Origin of the sequence: Paenibacillus sp. FSL W8-1187 (genome assembly GCF_037965485.1) — a bacterium.
In the GTDB taxonomy this organism is placed as follows: Bacteria; Bacillota; Bacilli; order Paenibacillales; family Paenibacillaceae; genus Paenibacillus_O; species Paenibacillus_O pasadenensis.
This window is the reverse complement of the sequence record NZ_CP150181.1, coordinates 3,113,447-3,138,941: the sequence shown is the minus strand read 5'-3', so window position 1 is coordinate 3,138,941 and position 25,495 is coordinate 3,113,447. Positions and strand designations below refer to the sequence as shown.

At 62.9% G+C, this 25,495-nt stretch carries 26 protein-coding genes; 25 read left to right on the top strand and 1 reads right to left on the bottom strand.

What is annotated here, in order from left to right:
• Positions 1-36 precede the first annotated feature (36 nt).
• From ftsY to NYE40_RS13610, 13 genes are all read left to right on the top strand, one after another.
• Positions 37-1,044, top strand: a complete 1,008-nt coding sequence (gene ftsY, locus NYE40_RS13670; protein WP_028597459.1) for a signal recognition particle-docking protein FtsY — start codon at positions 37-39, stop codon at positions 1,042-1,044.
• A gap of 84 nt (positions 1,045-1,128) precedes the next feature.
• Entirely contained in the window at positions 1,129-1,509 is a 381-nt protein-coding gene (ylxM, locus tag NYE40_RS13665; RefSeq protein WP_028597458.1) for a YlxM family DNA-binding protein, read from the top strand.
• 25 nt (positions 1,510-1,534) lie between these two features.
• Entirely contained in the window at positions 1,535-2,947 is a 1,413-nt protein-coding gene (gene ffh, locus NYE40_RS13660; protein WP_028597457.1) for a signal recognition particle protein, read from the top strand.
• A gap of 44 nt (positions 2,948-2,991) precedes the next feature.
• Complete coding sequence (gene rpsP, locus NYE40_RS13655; protein ID WP_028597456.1) at positions 2,992-3,264, top strand: 30S ribosomal protein S16; 273 nt, start codon at positions 2,992-2,994, stop codon at positions 3,262-3,264.
• 93 nt (positions 3,265-3,357) lie between these two features.
• Positions 3,358-3,876, top strand: coding sequence for a ribosome maturation factor RimM (gene rimM / locus NYE40_RS13650; protein WP_028597455.1), 519 nt, complete (start codon positions 3,358-3,360; stop codon positions 3,874-3,876).
• A gap of 4 nt (positions 3,877-3,880) precedes the next feature.
• Positions 3,881-4,651 carry a tRNA (guanosine(37)-N1)-methyltransferase TrmD gene (trmD, locus tag NYE40_RS13645; protein WP_028597454.1) on the top strand — a complete coding sequence of 257 codons (771 nt, stop codon included), beginning with the start codon at positions 3,881-3,883 and terminating at the stop codon, positions 4,649-4,651.
• 157 nt (positions 4,652-4,808) lie between these two features.
• The gene (rplS, locus tag NYE40_RS13640; RefSeq protein WP_028597453.1) at positions 4,809-5,153 is read left to right on the top strand and encodes a 50S ribosomal protein L19; all 345 of its coding nucleotides are present in this window, start codon (positions 4,809-4,811) and stop codon (positions 5,151-5,153) included.
• Between the two features lie 148 nt (positions 5,154-5,301).
• Entirely contained in the window at positions 5,302-5,916 is a 615-nt protein-coding gene (gene lepB, locus NYE40_RS13635; RefSeq protein ID WP_043110854.1) for a signal peptidase I, read from the top strand.
• A gap of 41 nt (positions 5,917-5,957) precedes the next feature.
• Positions 5,958-6,836, top strand: a complete 879-nt coding sequence (gene ylqF, locus NYE40_RS13630; RefSeq protein WP_028597452.1) for a ribosome biogenesis GTPase YlqF — start codon at positions 5,958-5,960, stop codon at positions 6,834-6,836.
• Positions 6,833-7,588: a ribonuclease HII gene (locus NYE40_RS13625; RefSeq protein WP_240478922.1), complete on the top strand. Its 756-nt coding sequence runs from the start codon at positions 6,833-6,835 to the stop codon at positions 7,586-7,588. Before ylqF ends, NYE40_RS13625 begins: the two co-directional genes overlap by 4 nt.
• A gap of 180 nt (positions 7,589-7,768) precedes the next feature.
• Positions 7,769-9,904: a flagellar hook-length control protein FliK gene (locus tag NYE40_RS13620; RefSeq protein ID WP_028597450.1), complete on the top strand. Its 2,136-nt coding sequence runs from the start codon at positions 7,769-7,771 to the stop codon at positions 9,902-9,904.
• Between the two features lie 47 nt (positions 9,905-9,951).
• A complete protein-coding gene (locus NYE40_RS13615; RefSeq protein WP_052332926.1) occupies positions 9,952-10,305 on the top strand; it encodes an EscU/YscU/HrcU family type III secretion system export apparatus switch protein in 354 nt (117 codons plus the stop codon).
• The gene (locus NYE40_RS13610; RefSeq protein WP_240478921.1) at positions 10,302-10,754 is read left to right on the top strand and encodes a YraN family protein; all 453 of its coding nucleotides are present in this window, start codon (positions 10,302-10,304) and stop codon (positions 10,752-10,754) included. The genes NYE40_RS13615 and NYE40_RS13610 overlap by 4 nt, the downstream gene beginning before the upstream one ends.
• 52 nt (positions 10,755-10,806) lie before the next feature.
• Here NYE40_RS13610 and NYE40_RS13605 read toward each other — a convergent pair whose 3' ends face one another.
• On the bottom strand, positions 10,807-12,363 hold the full coding sequence (locus tag NYE40_RS13605; RefSeq protein ID WP_043110887.1) for a YifB family Mg chelatase-like AAA ATPase: 1,557 nt from the start codon (positions 12,361-12,363) through the stop codon (positions 10,807-10,809).
• Positions 12,364-12,629: 266 nt separating this feature from the next.
• Between NYE40_RS13605 and sucC the strand changes: the two genes are divergently transcribed.
• The 12 genes from sucC to fliF all read left to right on the top strand — a co-directional run bounded on the left by sucC (position 12,630) and on the right by fliF (position 25,493).
• Positions 12,630-13,790 carry an ADP-forming succinate--CoA ligase subunit beta gene (sucC, locus tag NYE40_RS13600; RefSeq protein ID WP_028597447.1) on the top strand — a complete coding sequence of 387 codons (1,161 nt, stop codon included), beginning with the start codon at positions 12,630-12,632 and terminating at the stop codon, positions 13,788-13,790.
• 49 nt (positions 13,791-13,839) lie between these two features.
• The gene (gene sucD, locus NYE40_RS13595; RefSeq protein WP_028597446.1) at positions 13,840-14,769 is read left to right on the top strand and encodes a succinate--CoA ligase subunit alpha; all 930 of its coding nucleotides are present in this window, start codon (positions 13,840-13,842) and stop codon (positions 14,767-14,769) included.
• Between the two features lie 197 nt (positions 14,770-14,966).
• Positions 14,967-16,094 carry a DNA-processing protein DprA gene (gene dprA / locus NYE40_RS13590; RefSeq protein WP_228551533.1) on the top strand — a complete coding sequence of 376 codons (1,128 nt, stop codon included), beginning with the start codon at positions 14,967-14,969 and terminating at the stop codon, positions 16,092-16,094.
• A 26-nt stretch (positions 16,095-16,120) separates the two neighbouring features.
• Positions 16,121-18,217: a type I DNA topoisomerase gene (gene topA / locus NYE40_RS13585; RefSeq protein ID WP_028597444.1), complete on the top strand. Its 2,097-nt coding sequence runs from the start codon at positions 16,121-16,123 to the stop codon at positions 18,215-18,217.
• Positions 18,218-18,310: 93 nt separating this feature from the next.
• Positions 18,311-19,639 (top strand): FADH(2)-oxidizing methylenetetrahydrofolate--tRNA-(uracil(54)-C(5))-methyltransferase TrmFO, encoded by a 1,329-nt coding sequence (gene trmFO, locus NYE40_RS13580; protein WP_028597443.1) that lies wholly within the window; start codon positions 18,311-18,313, stop codon positions 19,637-19,639.
• A 26-nt stretch (positions 19,640-19,665) separates the two neighbouring features.
• Positions 19,666-20,208, top strand: coding sequence for an ATP-dependent protease subunit HslV (gene hslV / locus NYE40_RS13575; RefSeq protein ID WP_028597442.1), 543 nt, complete (start codon positions 19,666-19,668; stop codon positions 20,206-20,208).
• Positions 20,209-20,275: 67 nt separating this feature from the next.
• Positions 20,276-21,655, top strand: coding sequence for an ATP-dependent protease ATPase subunit HslU (gene hslU, locus NYE40_RS13570; RefSeq protein WP_101809484.1), 1,380 nt, complete (start codon positions 20,276-20,278; stop codon positions 21,653-21,655).
• 33 nt (positions 21,656-21,688) lie between these two features.
• Positions 21,689-22,459 carry a GTP-sensing pleiotropic transcriptional regulator CodY gene (gene codY / locus NYE40_RS13565; protein ID WP_028597440.1) on the top strand — a complete coding sequence of 257 codons (771 nt, stop codon included), beginning with the start codon at positions 21,689-21,691 and terminating at the stop codon, positions 22,457-22,459.
• Positions 22,460-22,721: 262 nt separating this feature from the next.
• Positions 22,722-23,090 carry a flagellar basal body rod protein FlgB gene (flgB, locus tag NYE40_RS13560; RefSeq protein WP_339280054.1) on the top strand — a complete coding sequence of 123 codons (369 nt, stop codon included), beginning with the start codon at positions 22,722-22,724 and terminating at the stop codon, positions 23,088-23,090.
• 3 nt (positions 23,091-23,093) lie between these two features.
• Positions 23,094-23,540, top strand: coding sequence for a flagellar basal body rod protein FlgC (gene flgC / locus NYE40_RS13555; RefSeq protein ID WP_028597439.1), 447 nt, complete (start codon positions 23,094-23,096; stop codon positions 23,538-23,540).
• A gap of 36 nt (positions 23,541-23,576) precedes the next feature.
• A complete protein-coding gene (gene fliE, locus NYE40_RS13550; RefSeq protein ID WP_228551531.1) occupies positions 23,577-23,888 on the top strand; it encodes a flagellar hook-basal body complex protein FliE in 312 nt (103 codons plus the stop codon).
• A gap of 39 nt (positions 23,889-23,927) precedes the next feature.
• Positions 23,928-25,493, top strand: a complete 1,566-nt coding sequence (fliF, locus tag NYE40_RS13545) for a flagellar basal-body MS-ring/collar protein FliF (RefSeq protein ID WP_101809241.1) — start codon at positions 23,928-23,930, stop codon at positions 25,491-25,493.
• The last annotated feature ends 2 nt before the right edge of the window (positions 25,494-25,495 follow it).

The window sequence follows — 25,495 nt, the reverse complement described above, 5'->3', positions numbered from 1 at the left end:
GGAATGAAGGGATAAGCTAGCTTCGGAGGGATAGCCATGGGCTTTTTCAAAAAGCTGAAGGAAAGCATCGCGAGCAAGACGGAATCGGTGACGAACGTCTTCAAGGAAGGACTCGCCAAGACGCGCACCGCGCTCGTCGAGCGCGTCGAGGAGCTGATCACGCGGCGCAAGAAGATCGACGAGGAGTTCTATGAGGAGCTCGAGGAGATCCTCATCAGCGCCGATGTCGGCGTCAATACGGTCATGGACCTGATCGACGACCTGCGCGCCGAGGTGAAGAAGCGGAAGATCGAGGACGCAGGGCAGCTGCAGCCGGTGCTGTCGGAGAAGCTCGTCGGGCTGCTCGGCGGCGATCAGGACAACGGACTGCGCATGGCGGAGGAGGGCATCACGGTCATCCTGTTCGTCGGCGTCAACGGCGTCGGCAAGACGACGACGATCGGCAAGCTGGCCCACCGCTTCAAGAGCGAGGGCAAGACGGTGTTGATGGCGGCGGGGGATACGTTCCGCGCAGGCGCGATCGAGCAGCTCGAGGTATGGGGGCAGCGCGTCGGCGTCGACGTCATCCGCCAGCAGTCCGGCTCCGATCCGGCGGCCGTCATGTTCGACGCGGTGCAGGCGGCCAAGCAGCGCAAGGTCGACGTGCTGCTGTGCGATACGGCGGGCCGGCTGCAGAACAAGAACAATCTGATGGAGGAGCTGAACAAGATCTTCCGCGTCATCCAGCGGGAGATTCCGGGCGCGCCGCATGAGGTGCTGCTCGTGCTCGACGCCAATACCGGCCAGAACGCGCTCAGCCAGGCGAAGCTGTTCGGCGAGAAGAGCGGCGTGACCGGGCTCGTGCTGACGAAGCTCGACAGCACGGCCAAGGGCGGCATCGTCATCGCGATCCGCCACGAGCTGAGCCTGCCGGTCAAGTTCGTCGGCCTCGGCGAGAAGATGGAAGATCTGCAGCAGTTCGACAGCGAGCAGTTCGTGCATGCTCTGTTCGCCGGCTTGATCCGCGATCAGGATGCGCAGGACGGATCCGATTCGTCCAGGTGACAAGGTTCATCCCTTGACACCTGCCGCGCCCCTGGGTTATGATAGGTCTCGCGAAGAAAAGCCTCGGATGAAGGAGCTGCTCGGATGGCGACGGAAAGCCGCGACGCGCTGGAGAAGACGACGCGGATCAACCTGCTGTTCGACCTGTACGGAGCGCTGCTCACGGACAAGCAGGTCGAGATCCTGACGTTTTACTTTCGGGAGGACTTTTCGCTCGGAGAGATCGCGGCGGAGCTCGGCGTCAGCCGGCAGGCCGTGTACGAGCATGTGAAGCGCGGCGGCCTGCTGCTGGAGGATTACGAGAGCAAGCTCGGCCTGCTCGCCCGGCTGGCGTCCGCGGGACGCCTTCTGGATGAGCTGGACGCCGCAGCGTCCGGCCTGGACGATCCGTCCGGACCCGGGGAGCGCATCCGCTCTCTGGGGCGGGAGCTGCGGGAGACGCTGCTGGACATAGACAAGCGATAGACATGAGGACGGGAGGTGGCGGCATATGGCATTTGAAGGATTGTCGAGCCGGCTGCAGAACGTGTTCGGCAAGCTGCGCGGCAAAGGCAAGGTGACCGAGGACGATCTGAACGACGCCATGCGCGAGGTCAGGCTGGCCCTGCTCGAAGCGGACGTCAACTTCAAGGTCGTCAAGGAGTTCATCGCCAAGGTCAAGGAAAAGGCGCTCGGCCAGGAGCTGCAGAAGAGCTTCACGCCGGGCATGGTCATCATCGACATCGTCAACAAAGAGCTGACGGAGCTGATGGGCGGGACGCAGAGCAAGCTGGCCAAGGCCGGCAAGCCTCCGACCGTCATCATGATGGCCGGCCTGCAAGGCGCGGGCAAGACGACGACGTCGGGCAAGCTCGCCCTCATGCTCAAGAAGTCGAGCCACAAGCCGCTGCTCGTCGCGGGCGACATCTATCGTCCTGCCGCGATCAAGCAGCTGCAGGTCGTCGGCAGCGGCATCGACGTGCCGGTATTCACGCTGGGCGACCAGACGTCGCCGGTCGAGATCGCCCGCCAAGGCGTGCAGCATGCCAAGGACAACGGCCTCGACTACGTCATCATCGATACGGCCGGACGGCTGCATATCGACGAGGCGCTCATGGAGGAGCTCAAGCAGATCCATGAAGTGACGCGGCCGGACGAGGTGCTGCTCGTCGTCGATGCGATGACCGGCCAGGAAGCGGTCAACGTCGCCCAGAGCTTCCACGACCAGCTGGCGCTGACCGGCGTCGTGCTCACCAAGCTCGACGGCGATACGCGCGGCGGCGCGGCGCTGTCCGTCAAGGCGGTCACCGGCTGTCCGATCAAGTTCGCCGCGACCGGCGAGAAGATCGAGCCGCTCGAGCCGTTCCATCCGGAGCGGATGGCATCGCGGATTCTCGGCATGGGCGACATGCTGTCGCTCATCGAAAAGGCGCAGGCCGGCATCGACGCCGACAAAGCGGCCGAGATGGAGCGCAAGATGCGCAACGCTGAGTTCACGTTCGAGGATTTCCTGGAGCAGATGGAGCAGGTCCGGAACATGGGGCCGCTCGATCAGATCCTGGAGATGATGCCCGGCATGAACAAGATGAAGGGCTTGAAGGACATGAAGGTCGACGACAAGCAGGTCGGCCGGATCGAGGCGATCGTGAAGTCGATGACGACCGAGGAGAAGCGCAAGCCGGAGCTGCTCAACCACAGCCGCCGGAGGCGCATCGCGGCCGGCAGCGGCACGTCGGTCGCAGAGGTCAACCGTCTGGTCAAGCAGTTCGACGACATGCGCAAGATGATGAAGCAGTTCAGCTCGATGATGGGCGGTCCCGGCGGCAAAGGGCCGAAGATGCCCAAGGGCGGCCTCAACATGAACAGCCTGAAGGGCATGTTCGGCGGAGGCGGCGGCAAGAAAGGCAAGTTCCCGTTCGGCTGAGCGCCGCGGGCACGGCCCTGATTCTTTCAAGGAGGTGAAGTATAATGGCAGTACGTATCCGTCTGAAACGCATCGGTGCGCACAAGGCTCCGTTCTACCGCGTCGTAGTATCGGATTCCCGTTCCCCGCGCGATGGCCGTTTCATCGAAGAAATCGGTACTTATAACCCGGTTGCTCAACCGGCTCAAGTGAATATCGACGAAGAAAAAGCCCTCAAGTGGCTGCAAACGGGAGCGCAAGCTTCCGACACCGTCCGCAACCTGCTTTCCAAAGCAGGCGTGCTCACGAAGTTCCACGAGCAAAAGCACCAGAAGTAAGGTTCTCCCGTTCGGGACGACCCGAATATAAGCATCGCAAAAGGGTTAGGATGATATCCTAGCCCCTTTTGCATCCAAGGCGAGGTGAGATGGATGGCGGATCAATGGTTCACGGTCGGCGAGATCGCCAACACGCACGGCATTCGCGGCGAGCTGAAGATCGTGCCGCATACGGACTTCGCGGAGCGCCGGTTCGCTCCCGGCAGCAAGCTCTCGATCCAAAAGGACGGGCAGCAAGGCGCCGTGCTGGTCGAGGTGCAGAATGCGCGATCCCATAAAAACGTGTATATCGTCAAGCTGAAGGGCTACGAGAACATCAATGACGTCGAGAAGTTCAAGGGCAGCCTGCTCAAGATCTCGGCGGAGCAGCGCGACGCGCTGGACGAGGGCGAGTTCTACTACTCGGACATCATCGGCAGCGAGGTCGTCACCGAGGACGGCGAGCGGCTCGGCGTCGTGACCGAGATTTTGCGTCCCGGAGCGAACGACGTCTGGGTCGTCGAGCTCGAGAGCGGCAAGGAGCTGCTGCTGCCGTATATCGACGATGTCGTGCGCAAGGTGAACGTCCGCGCCAAGCAGATTACGGTACGGCTGCTGGAAGGGTTGTTGTAGCGCCATGCGGATCGACGTGCTGACGCTGTTTCCCGAGATGTTCGACGGCGTCTTCGGCGCGAGCATCCTCGGCAAGGCGAGGGACAAGGGCATCGTCTCGCTGCAGGCGGTGAACTTCCGGGCCTACTCGGGCAACAAGCATAATACGGTGGACGACTATCCGTACGGCGGCGGGGGCGGCATGGTGCTCAAGGCCGAGCCGGTGTTCGCGGCGGTCGAGGACCTGCTTGGGAGCGGCGAGGAAGCCGGTTCCCCCCGCGTCATCCTGATGTGCCCGCAGGGACAGCCCTTCACCCAGGCCAAGGCGGAGGAGCTGTCGCAGGAAAAGCGCCTCGTCTTCATCTGCGGCCATTACGAAGGCTATGACGAGCGCATCCGCGAGCATCTCGTCACGGACGAGCTGTCGATCGGCGATTATGTCCTGACCGGCGGAGAGCTGCCTGCGATGGTCATGATCGACAGCATCGTCCGCCTGCTGCCGGGCGTGCTCGGCAACGAGTCGTCGGCGGTGACGGACTCCTACAGCACCGGGCTGCTGGAGCATCCGCACTACACGCGTCCGGCCAGCTTCCGGGGCTGGGAAGTGCCGGAGGTGCTGCTGTCCGGCCATCACAGCCGGATCGAGCAGTGGCGCCGCGAGCAGTCGATGCTGCGCACGCTGCAGCGGCGTCCGGATCTGCTGGAGGAGGCGCCGCTGAGCGACAAGGAGCGCCGCTGGCTGGAGCAGCGGCGGCTTGAGGAGCAGGCAAGCGCCGAGGATGCCGGAAAAAAATAGCCGATCTGCGCCGAGGCGCTTGTCAATCGGCCTAGAGTATGGTACGATTTGAAATGTTGTTTGCAGACTCGGACGGTCCTCTATCGGCGACGATCCGGCTCATAAGGCGAGCCCGGGTAGCTTATATGAACGTCTATGGTGGAAGGAGGCACTACTCATGAACATTGTACAAGCGATTACGCAAGAGCAGCTGCGCAAGGACATCCCGAGCTTCCGTCCAGGCGACACGCTTAAAGTGTACGTAAAGGTTATCGAGGGATCCCGCGAGCGGGTTCAGCTGTTCGAAGGCGTTGTCATCAAACGTCGCGGCGGCGGAATCAGCGAGACGTTCACCGTCCGCAAGATTTCTTACGGTGTTGGCGTGGAGCGTACGTTCCCGATCAACTCGCCGAAGATCGATCGCATCGAGGTTACCCGCCGCGGTAAAGTGCGCCGCGCGAAACTGTACTACCTGCGTGAACTGCGCGGCAAGGCAGCACGGATCAAAGAGATCCGCCGCTAGTCCGCCACATGATGAAATGCAAAGAGGGGCTTGCCGCAAACAAGCCCCTTTTCGTGTACAGATGAAGCCCGCTCTGCTTGCGGCGGGAGCCGAGAGCGCAGATAGAGAACGCACCCCTCGCGGGTCCGAGAAAGAAGGCGGAGCACAGATGGTGGACGAGCAGCTCCAGGAGCAGCAGCCGGAATCCGGCGGCAACAAAGCTCGGAAAGAGATATTTGAGTGGGTCAAGGCGCTTGCGATCGCGGCCCTGCTCGTGTGGATCATCCGCTGGTTCCTGTTCGCGCCGTTCGCGGTGGACGGTCCGTCCATGCAGCCGAACTTCCACACGGGAGAAAGGCTTATCGTCAACAAGATCCTGTACGAAATTCGCGAGCCGAAGCGCGGCGAGGTGGTCGTGTTCCACGTCCCGCAGGAGAATCGCGACTTCATCAAGCGTGTCATCGCGCTGCCGGGCGACACGGTCAGGGTCGAAGGCGACGAGGTGTACGTCAATGACGAGAAGCAGGACGAGCCCTATCTGAAGCAAGCGATCGCCGAGGCGCAAGCTAGAGGCGAGCTATGGAACCAGACCGGACCGAACTTCCCGAACGAGCTCGTCACGGAAGGCACGGTGCCGGCCGACTCGTTCCTGGCGATGGGCGACAACCGCAGCAATAGCGAGGACAGCCGCCGGATCGGCTACATTCCGTACGATCAGCTGATCGGACGGGCCGACGTCATTTTCTGGCCGCTGACCGATATCCAGATCATCAAGCATGGGTAGGCGAAAGCCTGCCCTACATTATTTTATAAAGAGGTGTCTGTATGACGATTCAGTGGTTCCCGGGACATATGACAAGAGCGCGCAGGCAGATCGAGGACAAGCTCAAGCTGATCGACATCGCGATCGAGCTGCTGGACGCGCGCGTGCCGATGTCCAGCCGCAACCCGATGGTCGACGACATCCTGAAAGGAAAGCCGCGGCTCATCCTGCTGAACAAGGCGGATCTGGCGGATCCGAAGGAGACCGAGCGCTGGATGGCCTACTTCGCCTCGCGCGGTTTTGCCAGCATCGCCGTCGATTCGTCCACGGGCTCGAGGGTGAACGAGATCCCTCATCGGGTGAGGGAGATCCTGCACGAAAAGATCCAGCGCATGCTTGACCGCGGCATGAATCCGCGCGCCATGAGGGCGCTCATCGTCGGCATCCCGAACGTCGGCAAGTCGACGCTGACGAACCGGCTCGCCGGGCGGTACATCGCCGCGACGGGCGACCGTCCGGGCGTGACCAAGGGCCAGCAATGGATCAAGGTCGGCAGCGAGATGGAGTTGCTCGATACGCCGGGCATCCTTTGGCCCAAGTTCGAGGATCAGCTCGTCGGCTACAAGCTGGCGATGACCGGAGCGATCAAGGAGCAGGTGCTCAACATCGAGGATGTCGCTTACTTCGCCGTTCGGGTGCTCGCGGAACGCTATTGGCCGGAGATGCGCGAGCGGTTCGGCCTCGATGAGCCGCCGACCGATCTCGACGACAACATGCAGATCGTGGCGGTCATGGAGCAGATCGGACGCAGCCGCGGCTGTCTCGTCAGCGGCGGGCGCGTCGATCTCGAAAAGGCGTCGGGCATCATCCTGCGCGAGCTGCGCGCCGGCAAGCTCGGCCGGCTCACGCTGGAGGCGGCTCCGCCGGCCGGCCGCGCATGAGCCGCCGCAAGCCTCGCGGCGGAGAGGCGCGAGAAGCGCAGCTGCCGTTTGAGCCGATGGCGAATGCCAGGCCGGAGGCCGTTCTCGACGGGCAAGCGGATCGGCTGCCGCAGCAGCAGCTCGCGGAGGCGGACGATCGGCTCGCTTTTGAAAAGGCGCTATGGGGGCAAGGGGCCGGACTCGTCTGCGGCGTCGATGAGGTCGGCCGCGGCTGCTTGTTCGGCGATGTGGTCGCCGCTGCAGTCGTGCTGCCGGCCGGCCTTGTGCTGGACGGCGTCCACGACTCCAAAAAGCTGAGCGAGAAAAAGCGCGAGCAGCTGTACGACGTCATCGCGGAGTCGGCCGTCGCCTGGGCGGTCGCCCGCATCGACGCGGCGGAGATCGACCGGATCAACATTCGCCAGGCCTCGCGCCTCGCGATGAAAAAAGCGGTCGAAGCGCTGGGAGTCACGCCGGACCATCTGCTCGTCGATGCGGAGACGGTTGAGATCGATCTGCCGCAGACGCGGATCATCCACGGCGATGCGCTCAGCCAGTCGATCGGGGCCGCCTCGATCATGGCCAAGGTGACGCGGGACCGGCTTTGCAAGGAGATCTGGGACCTGCACTACCCCGAGTACGGCATCGCGGTACATAAAGGCTACGCCACAGCCCGCCATCGCGAAGCGCTGGCGCGTTACGGACCGACAACGCTGCATCGCCGCTCCTTTCTCGGCAAGATATTGCCGGAAGAGCAGCTGCAGCTTTTCTAAAAAAAGCTTCGAAGTCCCGCCCGCATCCCATGCAGGCGGGACTTTTTTTGGACGGCAAAAGGGCAGCGGCTCACAAACGGGAGCGGCGCGGTCGATATAACGGGATAGAGTTAGCCGCCTCATCGGCGCAGGCAAGCGGACGAGGCGGCAGTGAAGCTTAGAGCAGCGAGGAGGCAGCGGATGAATATCGGATCGTTTCTGAAAGCGATCGGCGACCTCCAGCCTGCCGCAAGCCGGGCGCTGGAGCTGCGGCCGGGACAGACCGTGCGGGCGACGGTGCTGGAAGCGCATGGGAAGGACGGAGCGCTGCTGCAGATCGGCGACAGCCAGCTGCTCGCCAAGCTGGAGACGCCGCTCGAGACGGGACAGACGGCCGTGCTTCAAGTGAAGGGCGAGACGGACGAGGGCGTGATCGTGCTGCAGCTGGCGGCGAGAGGGGCGAAGCCGGCGGCGGAGGCGGAAGCGCCAAAATGGAAGGAGCTCGCGGGCCAGCTCGGATTCGGCGCAGGCGACAAAGGCGCGGCCGAGCTCGTCAAGGCGATCCGCGCGGCCGGCCTGCCGCTCTCCGCAGAGACGGCAGAGGGATTGCGGACGGCTGCGGCGCTGAAGCCGGCCGGCGTCGATGCCGGGGAGTGGCTGCGAGCGGCGGCGAGCGCCATGCAGCGAGGCATGCCGCTGACGAGCGAGACGCTGCTCGGGCTGCGGCAAGCGCTGTCCGGTCCGCCGGTGCATGAGCTGCTGGCGCGGCTCGAGCAGGAGCTGGCGGCGATGGGCTCGGCTCGGCCCAGCGATGCCGCCGAAGGAGACGGCTCTTTGGCGAAGCGGGCTGCGGGGGTCGGCGAAGCGGCGGCTCCGGCCGCTCCGGCCGCGGCGGTCGGACAAGACGCGAAGCAGCGGCCGGCTGGGCCGACCGCCTCGCTCGGAGCGGGGGCCGGCGAAGCGGCTCCGCTGGACGGGGCGGCAGAGGCGGCGAAGGCCGGTCCTGCGCCGCTGAAGGCGGCCGATGCTGCGGCGAGGCTGCTTTCGCTGCTGCAGGGCGGGCCATGGCTGGAGCCGGCAGCGGACGCGGCGGCGGAATCGCTGCCGGGGCGCGGCGTTCCGGCGGATGGCGGCGGCGCCTCCGGCAAAGGCGTCCTGGCCGGCGCCGACGGCAGGCATGCAGCCGGCGCAGCGAAGGGCGGCGCGGCGCTCAGCGCCGCTGCGGCGCAAGCTGCGGCCGCGGCCGTGCCTGCGCCGCAGGGGGGCGAGCCTCCGGCCGCGCGAGCAGCGGCAGAAGCCGCAGCGGCCGCCTCCGCGGCCGGAGCGGAGGGCGAGGGAGCGAAGCTGCCGCCGCAAGGGGCGGTCAAAGCATGGCTGCAATGGCTGGGAGCCGGCCACGAGCATCAATTGGCCCGTGCCGCCTCCACGGTTCCTTCCGCAGCCGTCGTCGCAGCGCCGCAGCAGGAGGCCGGCCCCCATGATGCGGCGGCCGGAGGCGCTCGCCCAGGCGGCATGTCGTCGGCCGAGCCGGGAGCGGCGGCGGGATCGGGGGAAGCGGGGCGAACCGCTGCGGCTGGACGCGGCGACGCCTCGGCGGCCATGAACGCGCCTGCCGCTGCCGCTCGGAGCGGTCCGGAAGCGGCAGCGGCGGCCCAGGCGGCGCCGCCTCGCTCGGAGGAAATGGATGGCGCCGCCTCGCGCGGCCTCCGACCGGAGGCGCCTGCGTCCGCGACGATACGGTCCGGCTTGCCGCTGCCGGCGTTCGCGGCGCCGGATCAGGCGGATGCGGCGGCGCTCAAGCCGGCGCTGCTGCAGCTGCTTGCGGCGACGGACGTGCCGCCGAGCGCGCGCGACGCGGCGACCCAGCTGCTGCAGCAGATCACCGGCCAGCAGCTGCTGCTGACGCCGGAGCGCAGCGGCGCGTTCTTTTCCCAGCTGACGCTGCAGCTGCCGGTGCGCACGCCGGACGGCACGACGACCGCCTCCGTCCATGTGCAGACGCGTCGCGGAGCGCGGGGCGAAGTGGACGCGTCGAACTGCCGCCTGTTGTTCGACCTCGAGCTCGACAAGCTCGGCACGACGCTCATTGACGCGGCGATTGTCGACAAGGTCGTCTCGTTGACGGTATTCGCCGATCATCCCGCCGTGCCGGCGCTGCTGGAAGCGGGACGTCAAAGCCTGGCCGACCAGGTTCGTCAAGCGGGCTACCGGCTGCTCGGGCTGCGGGCGGCGGATAGCCGTCCGTCGTCCGAGGGCGGGGGAGCAGACTCGGGAGCCGCAGCGGCCAAGCCGGAATTCGGGCAGGAGCGCTATCGGGGAGTGGATATCAAAGTATGAGCGGGAATGCAGAGCCGGGGACAGAAGCAGCGTCCGAGACGGGGCGCATGCGGCAGGAAGGCGAAGGCAAGGGGCGACGCAGCGCCGAAGAAGCGCCGCGCGCGGCAGTCGCGCTCCGCTACGACCCGGCAGAAGGAGCGCCTTCGGTCGTCGCCAAGGGAAAGGGGCAGCTCGCCGACGAGATCGTCCAGCGGGCACGAGAGAACGGAGTGCCTGTCCAGGAGGACCGCTCGCTGGTCGAGGTGCTTTCAAAGCTTGATTTGAACCAGCAGATTCCGGCCGAGCTGTACGAGCTCGTCGCGGAGCTGCTGAGCTTCATCTATCAGACGGACCGCAAGGCCGGCGCTCTTTCGGGAGCGCTGGACGCTCCTGGCGGGCAAGAAGGAGGCGGGCGCGGGTGAAAAAGCGGCCGATCGGCAAGGAAAGCCGAGGCGCAGCGCATGCAGCCGGCTCCGGCGCGGGCCAGCCGGTGCGGTCGCCCCGAAGCGACCGCCGCAAAGAGTCCGGACGGATCGGCGAGGACGCGGCCGCCGCTTGGCTGGAACGAGGCGGCTTGCGGCTGTTGGAGCGGAACTGGCGCTGCCGGCTGGGCGAGCTCGACTTGATCGCGGAGGACGGCGGCACGCTCGTATTTATCGAGGTCCGCTCCGCCAGGACCGGAAGCCGGTTCGGTTCCGCCGCCGAAGCGCTGCATGGACGCAAGCAGCTCAAGGTGCGTCAAGTCGCCGGCGTCTACCTGCAGCAGAAGGGATGGGACGGCAGGCCGATCCGCTTCGATGCGGCGGCCGTGACGCTGGATGCGTCCGGCCTTCGGGCGCTGGAGGTGCTGCATGTCAAAAACGCCTTTTGAAGAAGCGGTCGCCGCTTCTCCAAAAGGCGTTTTTTCGAAAATCCGGCCCGCTTCAGCTCCAGCCGGGCAGGCGGCGGTATTGGATCGCCTCGGCGACATGAGCGGCCTCGATCCGCTCGAAGCCTTCCATGTCGGCGATCGTCCGCGCCAGCTTGAGGATCCGGTCGTGAGCGCGGACGCTGATGCCGAGCTGGTCGAACGCCTGCTGCAGCAGGCGGGCGGCCTCGGGCCGAAGCGATGCGGCCCGGCGCAAGGCCGATCCGGCCAGCTCGCCGTTCCAGGCGGTGCCGGCGGAGGACGAGCGGGCTTCCTGCGCCGCGACCGCGCGTGCGACGAGCTCTCTCATCTGCGCGCTGTCCATGCCGGTCTGGCTGCTGTCCAAAGCCGGCGGCCGCTGCACTTCGACGAGCAGGTCAAGACGATCGAGCAAAGGACCGGAGATGCGGGAGCGGTATCGGTCGATCGCCGTCTCCGAGCAGCTGCACTCCGGCTGGCCGGGAGCAGCGGCCGTAGCGCCGAGGTAGCCGCATGGACATGGATTCATCGAGGCCGCGAGCTGGAAAGAGGCCGGAAAGCGAAAGACGGCTCTGGCTCTGGCCAGCGTCACCTCGCGATCCTCGAGCGGCTGGCGCAGCGCCTCCAGCGCGCTGCGCGGGAATTCCGGCAGCTCGTCGAGAAAAAGCACGCCGCGATGCGCGAGCGTCGCCTCGCCGGGACGCGGAATCGAGCCGCCGCCGATCAGGCCGGCGGCCGAAATCGTATGATGCGGCGCGCGGAACGGACGCTCCTCGATCAGCGACCCTTGCCGAGGCAGCTTGCCGGCGACGCTGCATATTTTCGTCACCTCGAGCGCTTCCTCGCGGCTCATCGCCGGCAGGATGCCGGGCAGCCGGCGGATGAGCATCGTCTTGCCCGTGCCGGGCGGTCCCGACAGCAGCAAATTATGCCTGCCGGCGGCCGCGATCGCCAGCGCGCGCTTGGCGCCGTGCTGGCCGATCACATCCGCGTAATCGAGCCCGGCGCTCGGGCCGCCCGCCGCGCAGGAAGGCGCCGCCGCATCCGCGCCTGCCTCCCACAGCAGCGAGCGCCACTCCTCTCCGCTGCGGCAGGCGGCGGCAAGCTCAGTCAGGCTGCGTGCCGAATAGACGTCGAGATCGCCGACCAGCGCCGCCTCGGCTGCGTTGGCGGCGGGGACGAGCACGCGCCGCAGGCCGAGCCGCCGCGCCTCCGCCGCCATCGGCAGCACGCCGGGCACGGAGCGCAGCTCGCCGCTGAGCGCGAGCTCGCCGATGACGAGGGTATGCTCGAACATCCGCCCCTCCAGCTGGCCGCTTGCCGACAGGATCGCGGCCGCGATCGCCAGATCGTAGGCGGTGCCTTCCTTGCGCATGTCGGCAGGCGCGAGATTGACGGTGATGCGCTGCATCGGAAATTGAAAGCCGCAGTTGCGCAGGGCGGCGCGGACGCGCTCGACCGACTCGCGCACGGCCGGATCGGGCAGGCCGACGACGGCGATTTGCGGCAAGCCGCTGGCGAGATCGACCTCGACGGCGACGAGCCGTCCGTCGACGCCCTGCACGCTGGCGCTGGAGAACGAACTGTAGGACATGACAAAAAGCACCCTCCCCGAATAACGGGCGAAGGTGCTTCCTTACTTCCCTGAAAAGTATATGGATACGTTAAGATTAGACCAGCCCAGCCGCGGTGTCAACCGCGCTTCCATTCCGTTCCACTTTTACCGAAACGCAAAAAAATTTTTACGGTCGGAGCGTGATTTTGCGCGAAGCGAGTCGCGGGTTGTGATATAATGACAGATGTTTGTTTGATTTGATCTAGCTGTTTCCACCCGAGTCAGAGGATTGGAGGATGTCGTGAATGAACATTCATGAGTATCAAGGCAAAGAAGTCTTGAAACAATACGGGGTCGCAGTCCCGGAAGGCAAGGTCGCCTTCACGGTGGACGAGGCTGTTGAGGCAGCCAAGGAACTGGGAACTTCCGTCGTTGTGGTCAAGGCGCAGATCCATGCGGGCGGCCGCGGCAAGGCCGGCGGCGTCAAGGTAGCGAAGAGCCTGGACGAGGTGCGCCAGTACGCATCCGAAATTCTGGGCAAGACGCTCGTCACGCATCAGACGGGTCCGGAGGGCAAGGAAGTCAAGCGCCTGCTGATCGAGCAAGGCTGCGACATCAAGAAGGAATACTATGTCGGCGTCGTCGTCGACCGCGCGACCGGCCGCGTCGTCATGATGGCGTCCGAAGAGGGCGGCACGGAGATTGAAGAAGTCGCGGAGCATTCCCCGGAGAAGATCATCAAGGAAGTCATCGATCCGGCGGTCGGCCTGCTGCCGTTCCAAGCCCAGCGTCTTGCATACGCTATCAATATCCCGAAAGAGCTCGTCCGCAAGGCGGTCCAGTTCATGACGGCCCTTTATGCGGCGTTCGTGGACAAGGACTGCTCGATCGCCGAGATCAACCCGCTCGTCGTCACCGGCGACGGCAATGTCATGGCGCTCGACGCCAAGCTGAACTTCGACTCCAACGCCCTGTTCCGCCACAAGGACATCCTGGCGCTGCGCGACCTCGAGGAAGAGGACGCCAAGGAAATCGAAGCCTCCAAGTATGACCTCAGCTACATCGCGCTCGACGGCAACATCGGCTGCATGGTCAACGGCGCCGGCCTCGCGATGGCGACGATGGACATCATCAAGCATTACGGCGGCGACCCGGCCAACTTCCTCGACGTAGGGGGCGGCGCGACGAAGGAGAAGGTGACGGAAGCCTTCAAGATCCTGCTGTCGGACGCCAACGTCAAGGGCATCTTCGTCAACATCTTCGGCGGCATCATGCGCTGCGACGTCATCGCGGAAGGCGTTGTCGCGGCTGCTCGCGAGCTTGGCCTGGAGCGTCCGCTCGTCGTGCGCCTCGAAGGCACGAACGTCGAGCTTGGCAAGAAGATCCTGAATGAATCGGGCCTGAACCTGGTCGCGGCGGACAGCATGTCCGACGGCGCTCAAAAAATCGTTGCGCTCGTAAAATAACGCCCTTGGGGCTGCAGAGACGAATTCTGTTAGGGGATGTGAATGTGCGATGAGCATTTTGATCAACAAAGATACCAAAGTGATCACCCAGGGCATTACCGGCCAGACCGGCCTCTTCCATACGAAGGGCGCCCTTGAGTACGGAACCCAGATGGTCGGCGGCGTGACGCCGGGCAAAGGCGGCACGACGGTCGACATCGAGCTGGAGAACGGCGAGACGAAGTCGCTGCCGGTATTCAACTCCGTGCGCGAAGCGGTCGCCGAAACCGGCGCGACCGTATCCGTCATCTACGTTCCGCCGGCCTTCGCGGCCGACTCCATCCTGGAAGCGGTGGAAGCGGAGCTGGAGCTGGTCATCTGCATTACGGAAGGCATTCCGGTGCTCGACATGGTGCGCGTGAAGCGCTACATGGAAGGCAAGAAGACCCGCCTGATCGGACCGAACTGCCCGGGCGTCATTACGCCGGACGAGATCAAGATCGGCATCATGCCGGGCTACATCCATCGCAAAGGCCATGTCGGCGTCGTTTCCCGCTCGGGAACGCTCACGTACGAGGCGGTCCACCAGCTGACGACTCGCGGCATCGGCCAATCGACTGCGGTCGGCATCGGCGGCGACCCGGTCAAAGGCTCCGAGTTCATCGATATCCTGAATCTCTTCAACGAGGATCCGGATACGTACGCGGTCATCATGATCGGCGAGATCGGCGGCACGGCTGAGGAAGAAGCGGCCGAGTGGGTCAAGGCGAACATGAAGAAGCCGGTTGTCGGCTTCATCGGCGGCGCTACGGCTCCTCCAGGAAAGCGCATGGGCCATGCCGGCGCCATCATTTCCGGAGGCAAAGGCACGGCGAAGGAAAAAATCTCTACGCTTGAGGCTTGCGGCATCAAGGTCGCTCCGACTCCATCCGACATGGGCTCCACGCTCGTGAGCGTGCTGGAAGAGCAGGGCCTGCTCGAGAAATGCAAGACTCACTGATTTCAATCGCTTGATCTTGGAAGGCAGGCAGCCTTCTTCTCCCGTTTCGGGGAAGAAGGCTGCCTTTTTTTATTGCCGCTCGTCAAGCTCCTGCGGCATTGGCGGCGCCTGCGCGCTTGCAATCTGGATTCTTGTGCCCCACAATAGGGATTGGCGCAGGTGCCGTCCTTTATAATAGAAGAAAAGGACGGTAGCCGATGATGGATGAATGGTTGGAACAGCAATGGACTGCGCCGGAGCGTGCACGCGTGCGCGAATTTATAATCGCCATGCATGAAACGCCGGGAATCGGATGGCAATCGCTGTATCGCGCGATGAAGGCGGAGCTGTGGCGGGATCCGGAGCTGGACGCCGCCCGGCTGGAAAGGCTGGGCATCCGGCAGGCGCCGGCCGTGGAAGCGGCGCGGCGCTGGAGGGAGCGTCAGGAACCCGCTTGGGAAGGGGCATTTCTGGCGCTGGCCGGGCGCAGGCTGGCGATCTTCGATGACGGGTATCCCGAGCTGCTCCGGCGGATTCCGCAGCCGCCCTGGCTGCTGTACGCGGTCGGGCGTCTGGAGCTGCTGGAGCGGCCATGCCTGGCGATCGTAGGGACGCGAGGGCCGACCGCCTATGGCAAGCAGGCGGCATCCAGGCTGAGCAAGGAGCTGGCAGCAGCGGGCTTCGGCATCGTCAGCGGCATGGCCCGCGGGATCGACGGCTTGTCTCATGAAGCCGCGCTCGAAGCGGGAGGGGCGACGATCGCCGTGCTCGGCACTCCGGTCGACACCGCTTACCCGCCCGACAACCGGGCGTTGTACCGACGGCTGTGCCGAGAGGGGCTCGTGCTGTCCGAGTTTCCGATCGGCACTCCCGTCAAGCCGGGCATGTTCCCGCAGCGCAACCGGATCATCGCCGGCTTGTCTCACGGGACGATCGTGATCGAGGCTGCCGCGGCGAGCGGCTCGCTCATTACGGCCGACCAGGCGCTGGACATGAACCGCGAGGTGTATGCGGTGCCGGGGCCGATCCATTCGCCCAAGAGCGTCGGCTGCAACGCTTTGATCCGAGACGGCAGGGCGAAGCTGGCGGACGGCTCGGAGACGATCATCCGCGATTTTCACTTTTTGCGGCCGTCGCAGCCGAGCGCGCCTTCTCTTTTGGAGGAGCCTCGGCTCGACGAGAACGAGCGGCTTGTGTACGGGCTGCTGCAGAACGAGCCGCGCTCGGCGGACGAGCTGTTTGAGGCTTCGGGGCTCGCTTTTGGACTTTTGCAAACAGTTCTGATAAATTTATGTTTAAAACGTAAGATTGAACTGCATAACGGTTCCATATATATGGCATTGTAAGCAGCTTGCGAAAGGAGGACGCCAACATGGCCGATTCACTTGTCATTGTCGAATCACCGGCAAAAGCGAAGACGATTGGCAAATATCTGGGAAGCAAATTTATCGTGAAAGCCTCGATGGGCCATATCCGCGATTTGCCGAAAAGCCAGATCGGCGTCGAAGTCGAGAACGATTTCAATCCCAAATACATTACGATCCGCGGCAAAGGCTCCGTCCTCAAGGAATTGAAGGACGCCAGCAAAAAGGTCAAGCGCGTTTATCTCGCGGCTGACCCGGATCGCGAAGGCGAGGCGATCGCCTGGCATTTGGCGCATTATCTGGACTTGGACGAGACCGACGATTGCCGCGTCGTCTTCAACGAAATTACGAAGCAGGCCGTCAAGGACGCGTTCAAGACGCCGCGCAAGATCGACATGGATCTTGTCAACGCGCAGCAGGCGCGGCGCATCCTGGATCGCCTCGTCGGCTACAAGATCAGCCCGCTGTTATGGAAGAAGGTCAAGAAGGGCCTGTCTGCAGGCCGCGTCCAGTCGGTCGCGGTCAAGCTGATCAGCGACCGCGAGAACGAGATCGAGGCGTTCGAGCCGGTGGAATACTGGTCCATCACCGCTGGGCTGCATAAGGGCAAGTCGGCGTTCGAAGCCAAGTTCCACTCCTATCAAGGCGACAAGTCGGAGCTCGGCAGCCAGGCGGAGGTCGACGTCGTGCTCGCAGCGATCAAGGGCCGCGACTTCACGGTCGCCGAGGTGAAGGAAAAGGAGCGGCTGCGCAATCCCGCTCCGCCGTTCATCACGAGCTCGCTGCAGCAGGAAGCGGCGCGCAAGCTGAGCTTCCGCGCTTCCAAGACGATGTCCGTCGCCCAGCAGCTGTATGAGGGCGTCGACCTCGGCAAGCAGGGCACGGCCGGCCTCATCACCTACATGCGTACGGATTCGACGCGGATCTCGCCGGTCGCTCAAGAAGAAGCGAAGGGCTACATCGTCGAGAAGTACGGACCGGAGTTCTATCCGGAGCAGCCGCGCGTCTACCTGAAGAAAAACGCCAACGCCCAGGACGCGCATGAGGCGATCCGCCCGACGTCGATGGAATGGGAGCCGGATGCGGTCAAGGAATACCTGAGCCGCGATCAGTACCGTCTGTATAAGCTCGTCTGGGAGCGCTTCGTCGCCAGCCAGATGAGCTCGGCGGTGCTCGATACGATGACGGTCGATCTGAACGCAGGCGAGGCGGTGTTCCGCGCGTCCGGCTCCAAGGTCAAGTTTGCCGGCTTCATGAAGGTTTATGTCGAAGGCAATGACGACGGCACCGCCGCGGACGAGGACAAATTCCTGCCCGCATTGGCCGAGGGGGAGAGCCTCAAGGCCGAGTCGATCGAGCCGAAGCAGCACTTCACCCAGCCGCCGCCCCGCTTCACCGAAGCGCGGCTCGTGCGCACGCTCGAGGAACTCGGCATCGGCCGTCCGAGCACGTATGCGCCGACGCTGGAAACGATCCAGAAACGCGGCTATGTCGCGATCGAGGAGAAGAAGTTTTTCCCGACCGAGCTCGGCGAGCTGGTCATCCAGCTGATGGAGGAGTTTTTCCCCGAGATTCTCGATGCGGAATTCACCGCCCATATGGAAGGCGATCTCGACCATGTCGAGGAGGGCAAGGAGGACTGGGTCCGGGTGCTTGCCCAGTTCTACGAGTCGTTCGAAAAGCGGCTTGAGGTTGCCGAGGAAGAAATGAAGGAAGTCGAGCTTCAGGACGAGGTATCGGACGAGGTATGCGAGAAATGCGGCAGTCCGATGGTGTACAAGATGGGCCGCTTCGGCAAATTCCTCGCCTGCTCCGGATTCCCGGACTGCCGCAATACGAAGCCGATCGTCAAGAACATCGGCGTGGCCTGCCCGAAATGCGCGGAAGGCCAGATCATCGAGCGCCGCAGCAAGAAGGGCCGCATCTTCTACGGCTGCGACCAGTATCCGGGCTGCGACTACGTTTCCTGGGACCGTCCGGCCGGCAAGCCGTGCCCGGAATGCGGCAGCATGCTCGTCATCAAGCGCAATAAGAGCGGAGCCAGGTATCAGTGTCCTTCCTGCGACTTCAACGAGGAGCTGCCGGAGGATCAGGAGCTCGGATAACCCATCAGCGGGAAGCGGAAAGCGGACACCCGCCTTCCGCTTCCCTGCGGTTGTTCGGGCCGTTTTGGACTTAAAGAAAGAGAGGAATCGCACTTGTCATCCATTCCCCCAGTAACCGTCATCGGAGCCGGGCTCGCAGGCAGCGAGGCCGCCTGGCAGATCGCTTCCCAAGGCGTCGAGGTCAAGCTCTACGAAATGCGGCCGGTGAAGCAGACGCCGGCCCATCATACCGATAAATTCGCCGAGCTCGTCTGCAGCAACAGCTTGCGGGCGAACGGCCTAGCTAACGCCGTCGGCGTCCTCAAAGAAGAAATGCGCCGCATGGACTCGCTCGTCCTGGCGGCGGCCGACCGCAATGCCGTGCCGGCCGGCGGCGCGCTCGCAGTCGACCGCGACGGATTTTCCGGCGACATCACCGGCACGCTGCGCGAGCATCCGCTCGTCACGGTCCACAATGAAGAGATCGCCGAGATTCCGCAGGACGGCATTACCGTCATCGCGACGGGCCCGCTGACCGCGCCGAGCCTTTCGGCCGAGATCAAGGAGCTCATGGGCGAAGAATATTTTTATTTTTATGACGCTGCCGCTCCTATCGTCGAGAAGGATTCCATAGATATGGAGAAGGTGTTCCTCGCTTCCCGCTACGACAAGGGCGAAGCGGCCTACCTGAACTGCCCGATGAACGAAGAGGAATTCGAACGCTTCCACGAAGCGCTCGTCACGGCGGAGACGGCCGCGCTCAAGGACTTCGAGAAGGAAGTGTACTTCGAAGGCTGCATGCCGATCGAGGTGATGGCCCAGCGCGGCAAGCAGACCGTGCTGTTCGGTCCGATGAAGCCGGTCGGGCTCGTCGATCCCCGTACGGGCAAGCAGCCGCATGCGGTCATCCAGCTGCGCCAGGACAACGCCGCCGGCACGCTCTACAATCTGGTCGGCTTCCAGACGCATCTCAAATGGGGCGAGCAGAAGCGGGTGTTCTCGCTCATCCCGGGCCTGGAAAACGCCGAGTTCGTGCGCTATGGCGTCATGCACCGCAATACGTTCATCAACTCGCCCAAGCTGCTCGAGGCGACCTATCAGTTCAAGGGACGGGATAACCTGTTCTTCGCCGGCCAGATGACCGGAGTCGAAGGATACGTCGAATCGGCCGCTTCGGGCATGCTGGCCGGCCTCAACGCCGGCCGCCTCGCGCGCGGCCTCGAGCCGCTCGTGCTGCCGAAGGAGACGGCGCTCGGCAGCATGGCCCATTACATCACGACGGCGGACTTCCGCCATTTTCAGCCGATGAATGCGAACTTCGGGCTGTTCCCGCCGCCGGAGCAGCGCATCCGCAATAAAAAGGAAAAGAACGAGCATATCGCGAACCGGGCTTTGTCCTCGCTGGAGCAATTCAAGCTGGAGCGGCTCGGCGGGGGCCGCTAGACCGCAAGGCCAAAGGAGGAATGGACGTGGAAATGCAATTTCATGCAACGACGATCTGCGCGGTGCGGCATGACGGCAAAGGCGCGATCGCGGGCGACGGACAGGTCACTTTCGGCAACAGCATGATCATGAAGGGCTCGGCCAAAAAAGTAAGGCGCCTGTACCGGGGCAAGGTGGCGGCTGGCTTCGCCGGATCGGTCGCGGACGCGATCACGCTGTTCGAGAAGTTCGAAGGCAAGCTGGAGGAGCATCACGGGAATTTGCAGCGGGCGGCGGTCGAGCTGGCCAAGGAATGGCGTTCGGACCGCGTGCTGCGTCGCCTGGAGGCGATGCTGCTCGTCATGGACGAGACCGGCCTGCTGCTCATCTCCGGCAACGGCGAGGTCATCGAGCCGGATGACGGCATCCTGGCGATCGGCTCGGGCGGCAGCTTCGCCTTGGCCGCGGCCAGAGCCCTCAAGAAGCATGCGCCGAACCTGAGCGCGCGCGAGATGGCGCAAGCGGCGCTCGAGACCGCCGCGGAAATTTGCGTTTTCACGAACCATAGCATTATCGTCGAGGAAGTATAAGGTTGATCGGTCGTGCCGGAGCAGCCGTCCCCTACACGAAAAGGAGTGATTTCGGGTGAAGGAAGCCATGACCCCGCGTCAGATCGTCGCCGAGCTGGACAAATATATCGTCGGACAGAAGCAGGCCAAGCGCTCCGTCGCCGTAGCGCTACGCAACCGCTATCGCCGCAGCCGCCTCGAGGAAAGCCTGAGGGACGAGATCGTGCCGAAGAACATTCTCATGATCGGGCCGACCGGCGTCGGCAAGACGGAGATCGCGCGTCGGCTGGCCAAGCTGGTCGGAGCCCCGTTCGTAAAGGTCGAAGCGACGAAGTTTACGGAAGTCGGCTATGTCGGCCGCGACGTCGAGGCGATGATCCGCGATCTGGTCGAGGTCGCCATCCGCATGGTGAAGGCGGAGCGGATGGAAAAGGTCAAGGACAAGGCGGAGGAGCTGGCGAACGAGCGGCTCGTGGAGCTGCTCGAGCCGTCACGCTCCAAGCCGAAGGGCGGCAAGAACCCGCTCGAGATGCTGTTCGGCGGCGCTCGCGAGCCTGAGCCGGAGGACCGCTCGTCCGAGCCGGAGCTGGCGGCGAAGCGGCAGGCGGTCCGCGTCAAGCTGCTGGCCGGCGAGCTCGAGAAGGAAATGCTGGAGCTGGACGTGGAGGACACGTCGCCGAACATGCTGGATATGCTGGGCGGCCAAGGCAACGAGATGATGGGCATGAACATGCAGGAGATCATGGGGCAGTTCATGCCGAAGCGGACGAAGCGCCGCAAGCTGTCCGTGAAGGACGCGCGCAAGGTGCTGACGCAAGAGGAAGCGGCGAAGCTGATCGACATGGACGATGTGATCGCCGAATCGGTGAGCCGCGCGGAGCAGTCCGGCATCGTGTTCCTGGACGAGATCGACAAGATCGCCAGTCCGTCCAAAGGCTCCGGTCCGGACGTATCGAGAGAAGGCGTACAGCGGGACATCCTGCCGATCGTCGAGGGCTCGACGATCATGACCAAGTACGGCGCCGTCAAGACGGACTATATGCTGTTTATCGCGGCCGGAGCGTTCCATGTGTCCAAGCCGGCGGATCTCATCCCGGAGCTCCAAGGCCGCTTTCCGATCCGCGTGGAGCTGACCTCGCTCAGCCTCGAGGACTTCATCCAGATTCTCAAGGAGCCGAAAAACGCGCTGACGAAGCAATATGCGGCGCTGCTGTCGACGGAGGGCATCGAGATCACGTTCTCCGACGAGGCGATCGCGGAGCTGGCGTCCATCGCCGCGGAAGTGAACCGCAACACGGAGAACATCGGAGCTCGCCGTCTCCATACGATTCTGGAGAAGCTGCTGGAGGATCTGAGCTTCGAAGCGCCTGATTTGACGCTCGAGAGCTTGAACATCACGCCGGAGTACGTTAGGGAGAAGCTCGGCTCGATCGCCCAGAACCGCGATCTGAGCCAATATATTCTGTAGAGAAGCAGAGGGGTTCGGGGGGCAACCATACCAATGACTTTATTGACCAAGACAAGGACGCTCAATCGCCTGCTGCAGCGAGCGGCAGGCAAGGCGTTGAATTTCAGGGAAATGGCCGAGGTGCTCAGCACGGTCATCCAGGCGAACGTATTCGTCGTCAGCCGCAGAGGCAAGATTCTCGGCTGCGCGGCGGTCGACCGATTCGATCATGAGCAGTTCCGCAGCATGGCCGCCGACGAGCCGCGCTTTCCGGCGGACAGCAACAGCCGGTTTCTGGTCATGAGCGAGCCGGCGACCAATGTCGAGCCTGATCCCGGCATCGCGGCCGTCTTTCCGTTCATGGGCACGCAGGAGATCATGAGCGTCGTTCCGGTAACGGGCGGCGGGGACCGGCTGGGCACCGTCGTCCTGTCCCGGCCGAGCGGCGCGTTCGATGACGATGACCTTATCCTTGCCGAATACGGCTCGACGATCGTCGGGATGGAGATTTTGCGCGAACGCGCGGAAGAGCTCGCCCTCGAGGCGAGGAGCCGCGCGGTCGTCGCCGTGGCGATGGGCTCGCTGTCGTTCAGCGAGCTGGAGGCGGTCGAGCATATCTTCGACGAGCTCGAGGCGAAGGAAGGGCTGCTCGTCGCGTCGAAGATCGCGGACCGGGTCGGAATTACTAGGTCTGTTATCGTAAACGCGCTACGCAAACTTGAAAGTGCGGGAGTTATCGAAACGCGATCCTTAGGGATGAAAGGGACCTATATCCGCATCCTGAATCATCAACTTCTGGAAGAATTGAGCAAAATGAAGAACTGAATATGAGACTAAAGTCCCGAAAAGGCCCTATCTTCATATAAAGATAGGGCTTATTTCTCATTGTAATAAATATGGAAATTTAGGAAGATAAGCGTGTCGGCAAATCTCGACATTGAATTCTCATTTTTTTAATTTTCGATGTCGAAGAAAGAAGGATTGTCGAAAGAAATGTGGAATATCATGTTATAGATAACGTCGGGAAAGTGGTGAAGAGGCGTTGAATGTCTTGGGAGGCGCGGATTTCGGAAGACTCGTCGGCGCGATGAGGGCTGCTGAATCCAGACAGCAGATTATTTCAGACAACATCTCCAATGCGGAAACTCCGTTTTTCAAACGCTCGGAGCTCGTGTTCGAAGAGTTGCTGGCGGAGCAGCTTGGGACGTCAGGTAGTAGGACATTGGAACTAATAAGAACCAATGAAAGACATCTTCCAATAGGTCCAGGGACCTCAGTTCCAGCGCCAAAACTCGTGACGGACGAGACTTCCGTCATGAACAACAACGGCAGCAATGTCGATGTGGAGCGGGAAATGGCGCTGCTGGCCAAAAACCAGCTGAAATACAATTCCTACGTTCAGCAGATCAACCATGAAATTACGATGCTGCGGATTGCGATCGACGGGAGAGGGTAACGGATGAAGCTGAGCAACGGTTTCGATATCAGCGCTTCGGCGCTGACGGCCCAACGGCTGAGGATGGACGTCGTCTCGTCCAATATCGCCAACGCGGAGACGACGCGCGGTTCGTTTGTCGATGGGCAGTTCCAGCCCTACAAGCGGAAGATGGTCGTGCTGGAGCCGATGAAGGCGGGAAGCTTCGACTCGATGCTGCGGAGCGAGATGGGAGAGGCGAGCAAGGGCGTGAAGGCGACCCGGATCGTTGAGGACCAGTCTCCGGAAAAGCTCGTCTACAATCCAAACCACCCGGATGCGGACGCTAGCGGTTATGTAAGGATGCCGAACGTCGATGTGGCCAAAGAGATGGTCGACATGATCTCGGCTTCGCGAGCCTATGAAGCGAACGTGACGGCGCTGAACGCGACGAAGGCCATGTTCGTCAAGGCGCTTGAAATCGGCAAATAAGCCGTAGATAAAATCAATGGAACGTGGAGGAGATGAATGATGATTCAGCCGATCGCCCTCTCGCAGCTGCAGCAGCCGGCTTCGATCGCTCAAAAGGCCGCGCCTGCGGCCGGGAGCCCGAGCGAGCTCAGCGAAAGCTTCGCCAACGTGCTGAAAAACGCGATTGACAGCGCAAGCGCGCAGGAACAAGCCGTACATAAAGTAAACAACGAGTATTTGATCGGCCAGGCGGACATCTCGCAGGTCATGATCGTCTCGCAGCAAGCGCAGCTGACCCTGCAGCTCGTGACGCAGGTCCGGAACAAAGCGGTCGAGGCTTATCAGGACATCATGCGCATGCAAATCTAGGATCTTGCCTGAGGGAACAGCAATCTGCGGGGTGAAAACGTGAATGAAACGATAGCCCGATATAGCGCGTCGGTGAAAAATTATTGGGGCGCGATGGGGAAAAGGCAGAAAATCTGGCTGGGAGCCACGCTGGGCGTGCTGCTGCTCACCATCATCCTGCTGACGTCGATCTTGAGCAAGACGCAGTATGAAACGGTATTCAACGAGCTGGATACGACCGACGCTCAGGCCATCATCAACTATCTGGACAGCAGCAAGGTCGCCTACAAGCTCGAAAACGGCGGCAGCTCGATCGCGGTGCCAAGCAGCGAGGCGGACCGGATCCGCGTAGGAGCGGGGTCCCAAGGCCTCGTGCAGAACGGCTCGATCGGCTTTGAGGCGTTCAGCGCGAGCTCGTCGCAGTTCGGCATGACGGACAATGAATTCAACGTCCGCTACAAAAACGCGCTGAATGGAGAAATCCAGCAGCTGCTCAATGCGATGCAAGGCGTAGCCTCGACGAAGGTCGTCGTCAATCTGCCGAAGGAGAGCGTATTCGCCCAGACGCAAGAAGAGTCCGGCGCGAGCGCGTCCGTTGTGATGAAGTTCAAGCCGGGCTTCCGTCCGAGCCAGGACGAGATCGACGGCTACTTCAATCTGGTGAAGACCTCGGTGCCGAATCTGAGAGTGGAGGACATCACCATCACGAGCCCGCAAGGCGAGCTCAATCCTTCCGAGAAGGCGGGCGGCGCGCCAGGCAGCACGGGCAGCGCGGATTCGCTCTTCCAGATCAAGAAGAAATACGAGGCGGAGCTGAAGCGGAACATCGAGCAGTTCCTCGGGCCGATGCTAGGGAGCGAGAATCTCGTCGTCAGCGTCACCAGCAGCCTGAACTTCGATCAGACGAACCGGGTCGAGGATCTCGTCAGGCCGCTGGACGACAATGGAAACAACGGCATCATCATCAGCCAGCAGGAGTCGACCGAAAGCACCGAGGGGTCCTCGGGAGATCCGGGCGGCGTTGCGGGCACGGGAGAGACGGACGTGCCGAACTACTCTTCCTCCGCGACGGGGTCCAGCACTTCCGAAAAAAGCGACCGTACGACCAACTACGACGTGAACCGGATCAAAAATACGATCGTCGGGGGGCCGTACGCGGTGAAGGACCTCAGCATCAGCGTAGGACTTCCTATCAATCTATTAAACCAGGAAACGCAAGATCAAATCACCCAATATCTGACTTCCTTCGTCCGGTCGCAACTGATCGATTCCGGCCAGGATGTAACCAATGACGAGCTGATCGCCAAAAAAGTTTCGGTCATCGGGCAGAACTTCGCCCAGGCGGCTTCGGCATCCGGCACGGCAGGGCTGTCCGGCATCTGGTGGGCGGCGATCGGAGTCGCGGCTGCGGCGCTCGTGGCGGGCATCATCTTCGCCATCCGCAGAAGACGGCAGAATGCGGTCGAAGAGACGATCGAAGAGCTGTCTCCGCGGGTCGAATATCCTTCCATCAATCTCGACAGCGTCAGCAACGACAGCCAGGTACGCAAAAATCTCGAAACTCTCGCCAAGCGCAAGCCGGATGAGTTCGTCAATCTGCTCCGCACCTGGCTTGTAGAAGAATAGGA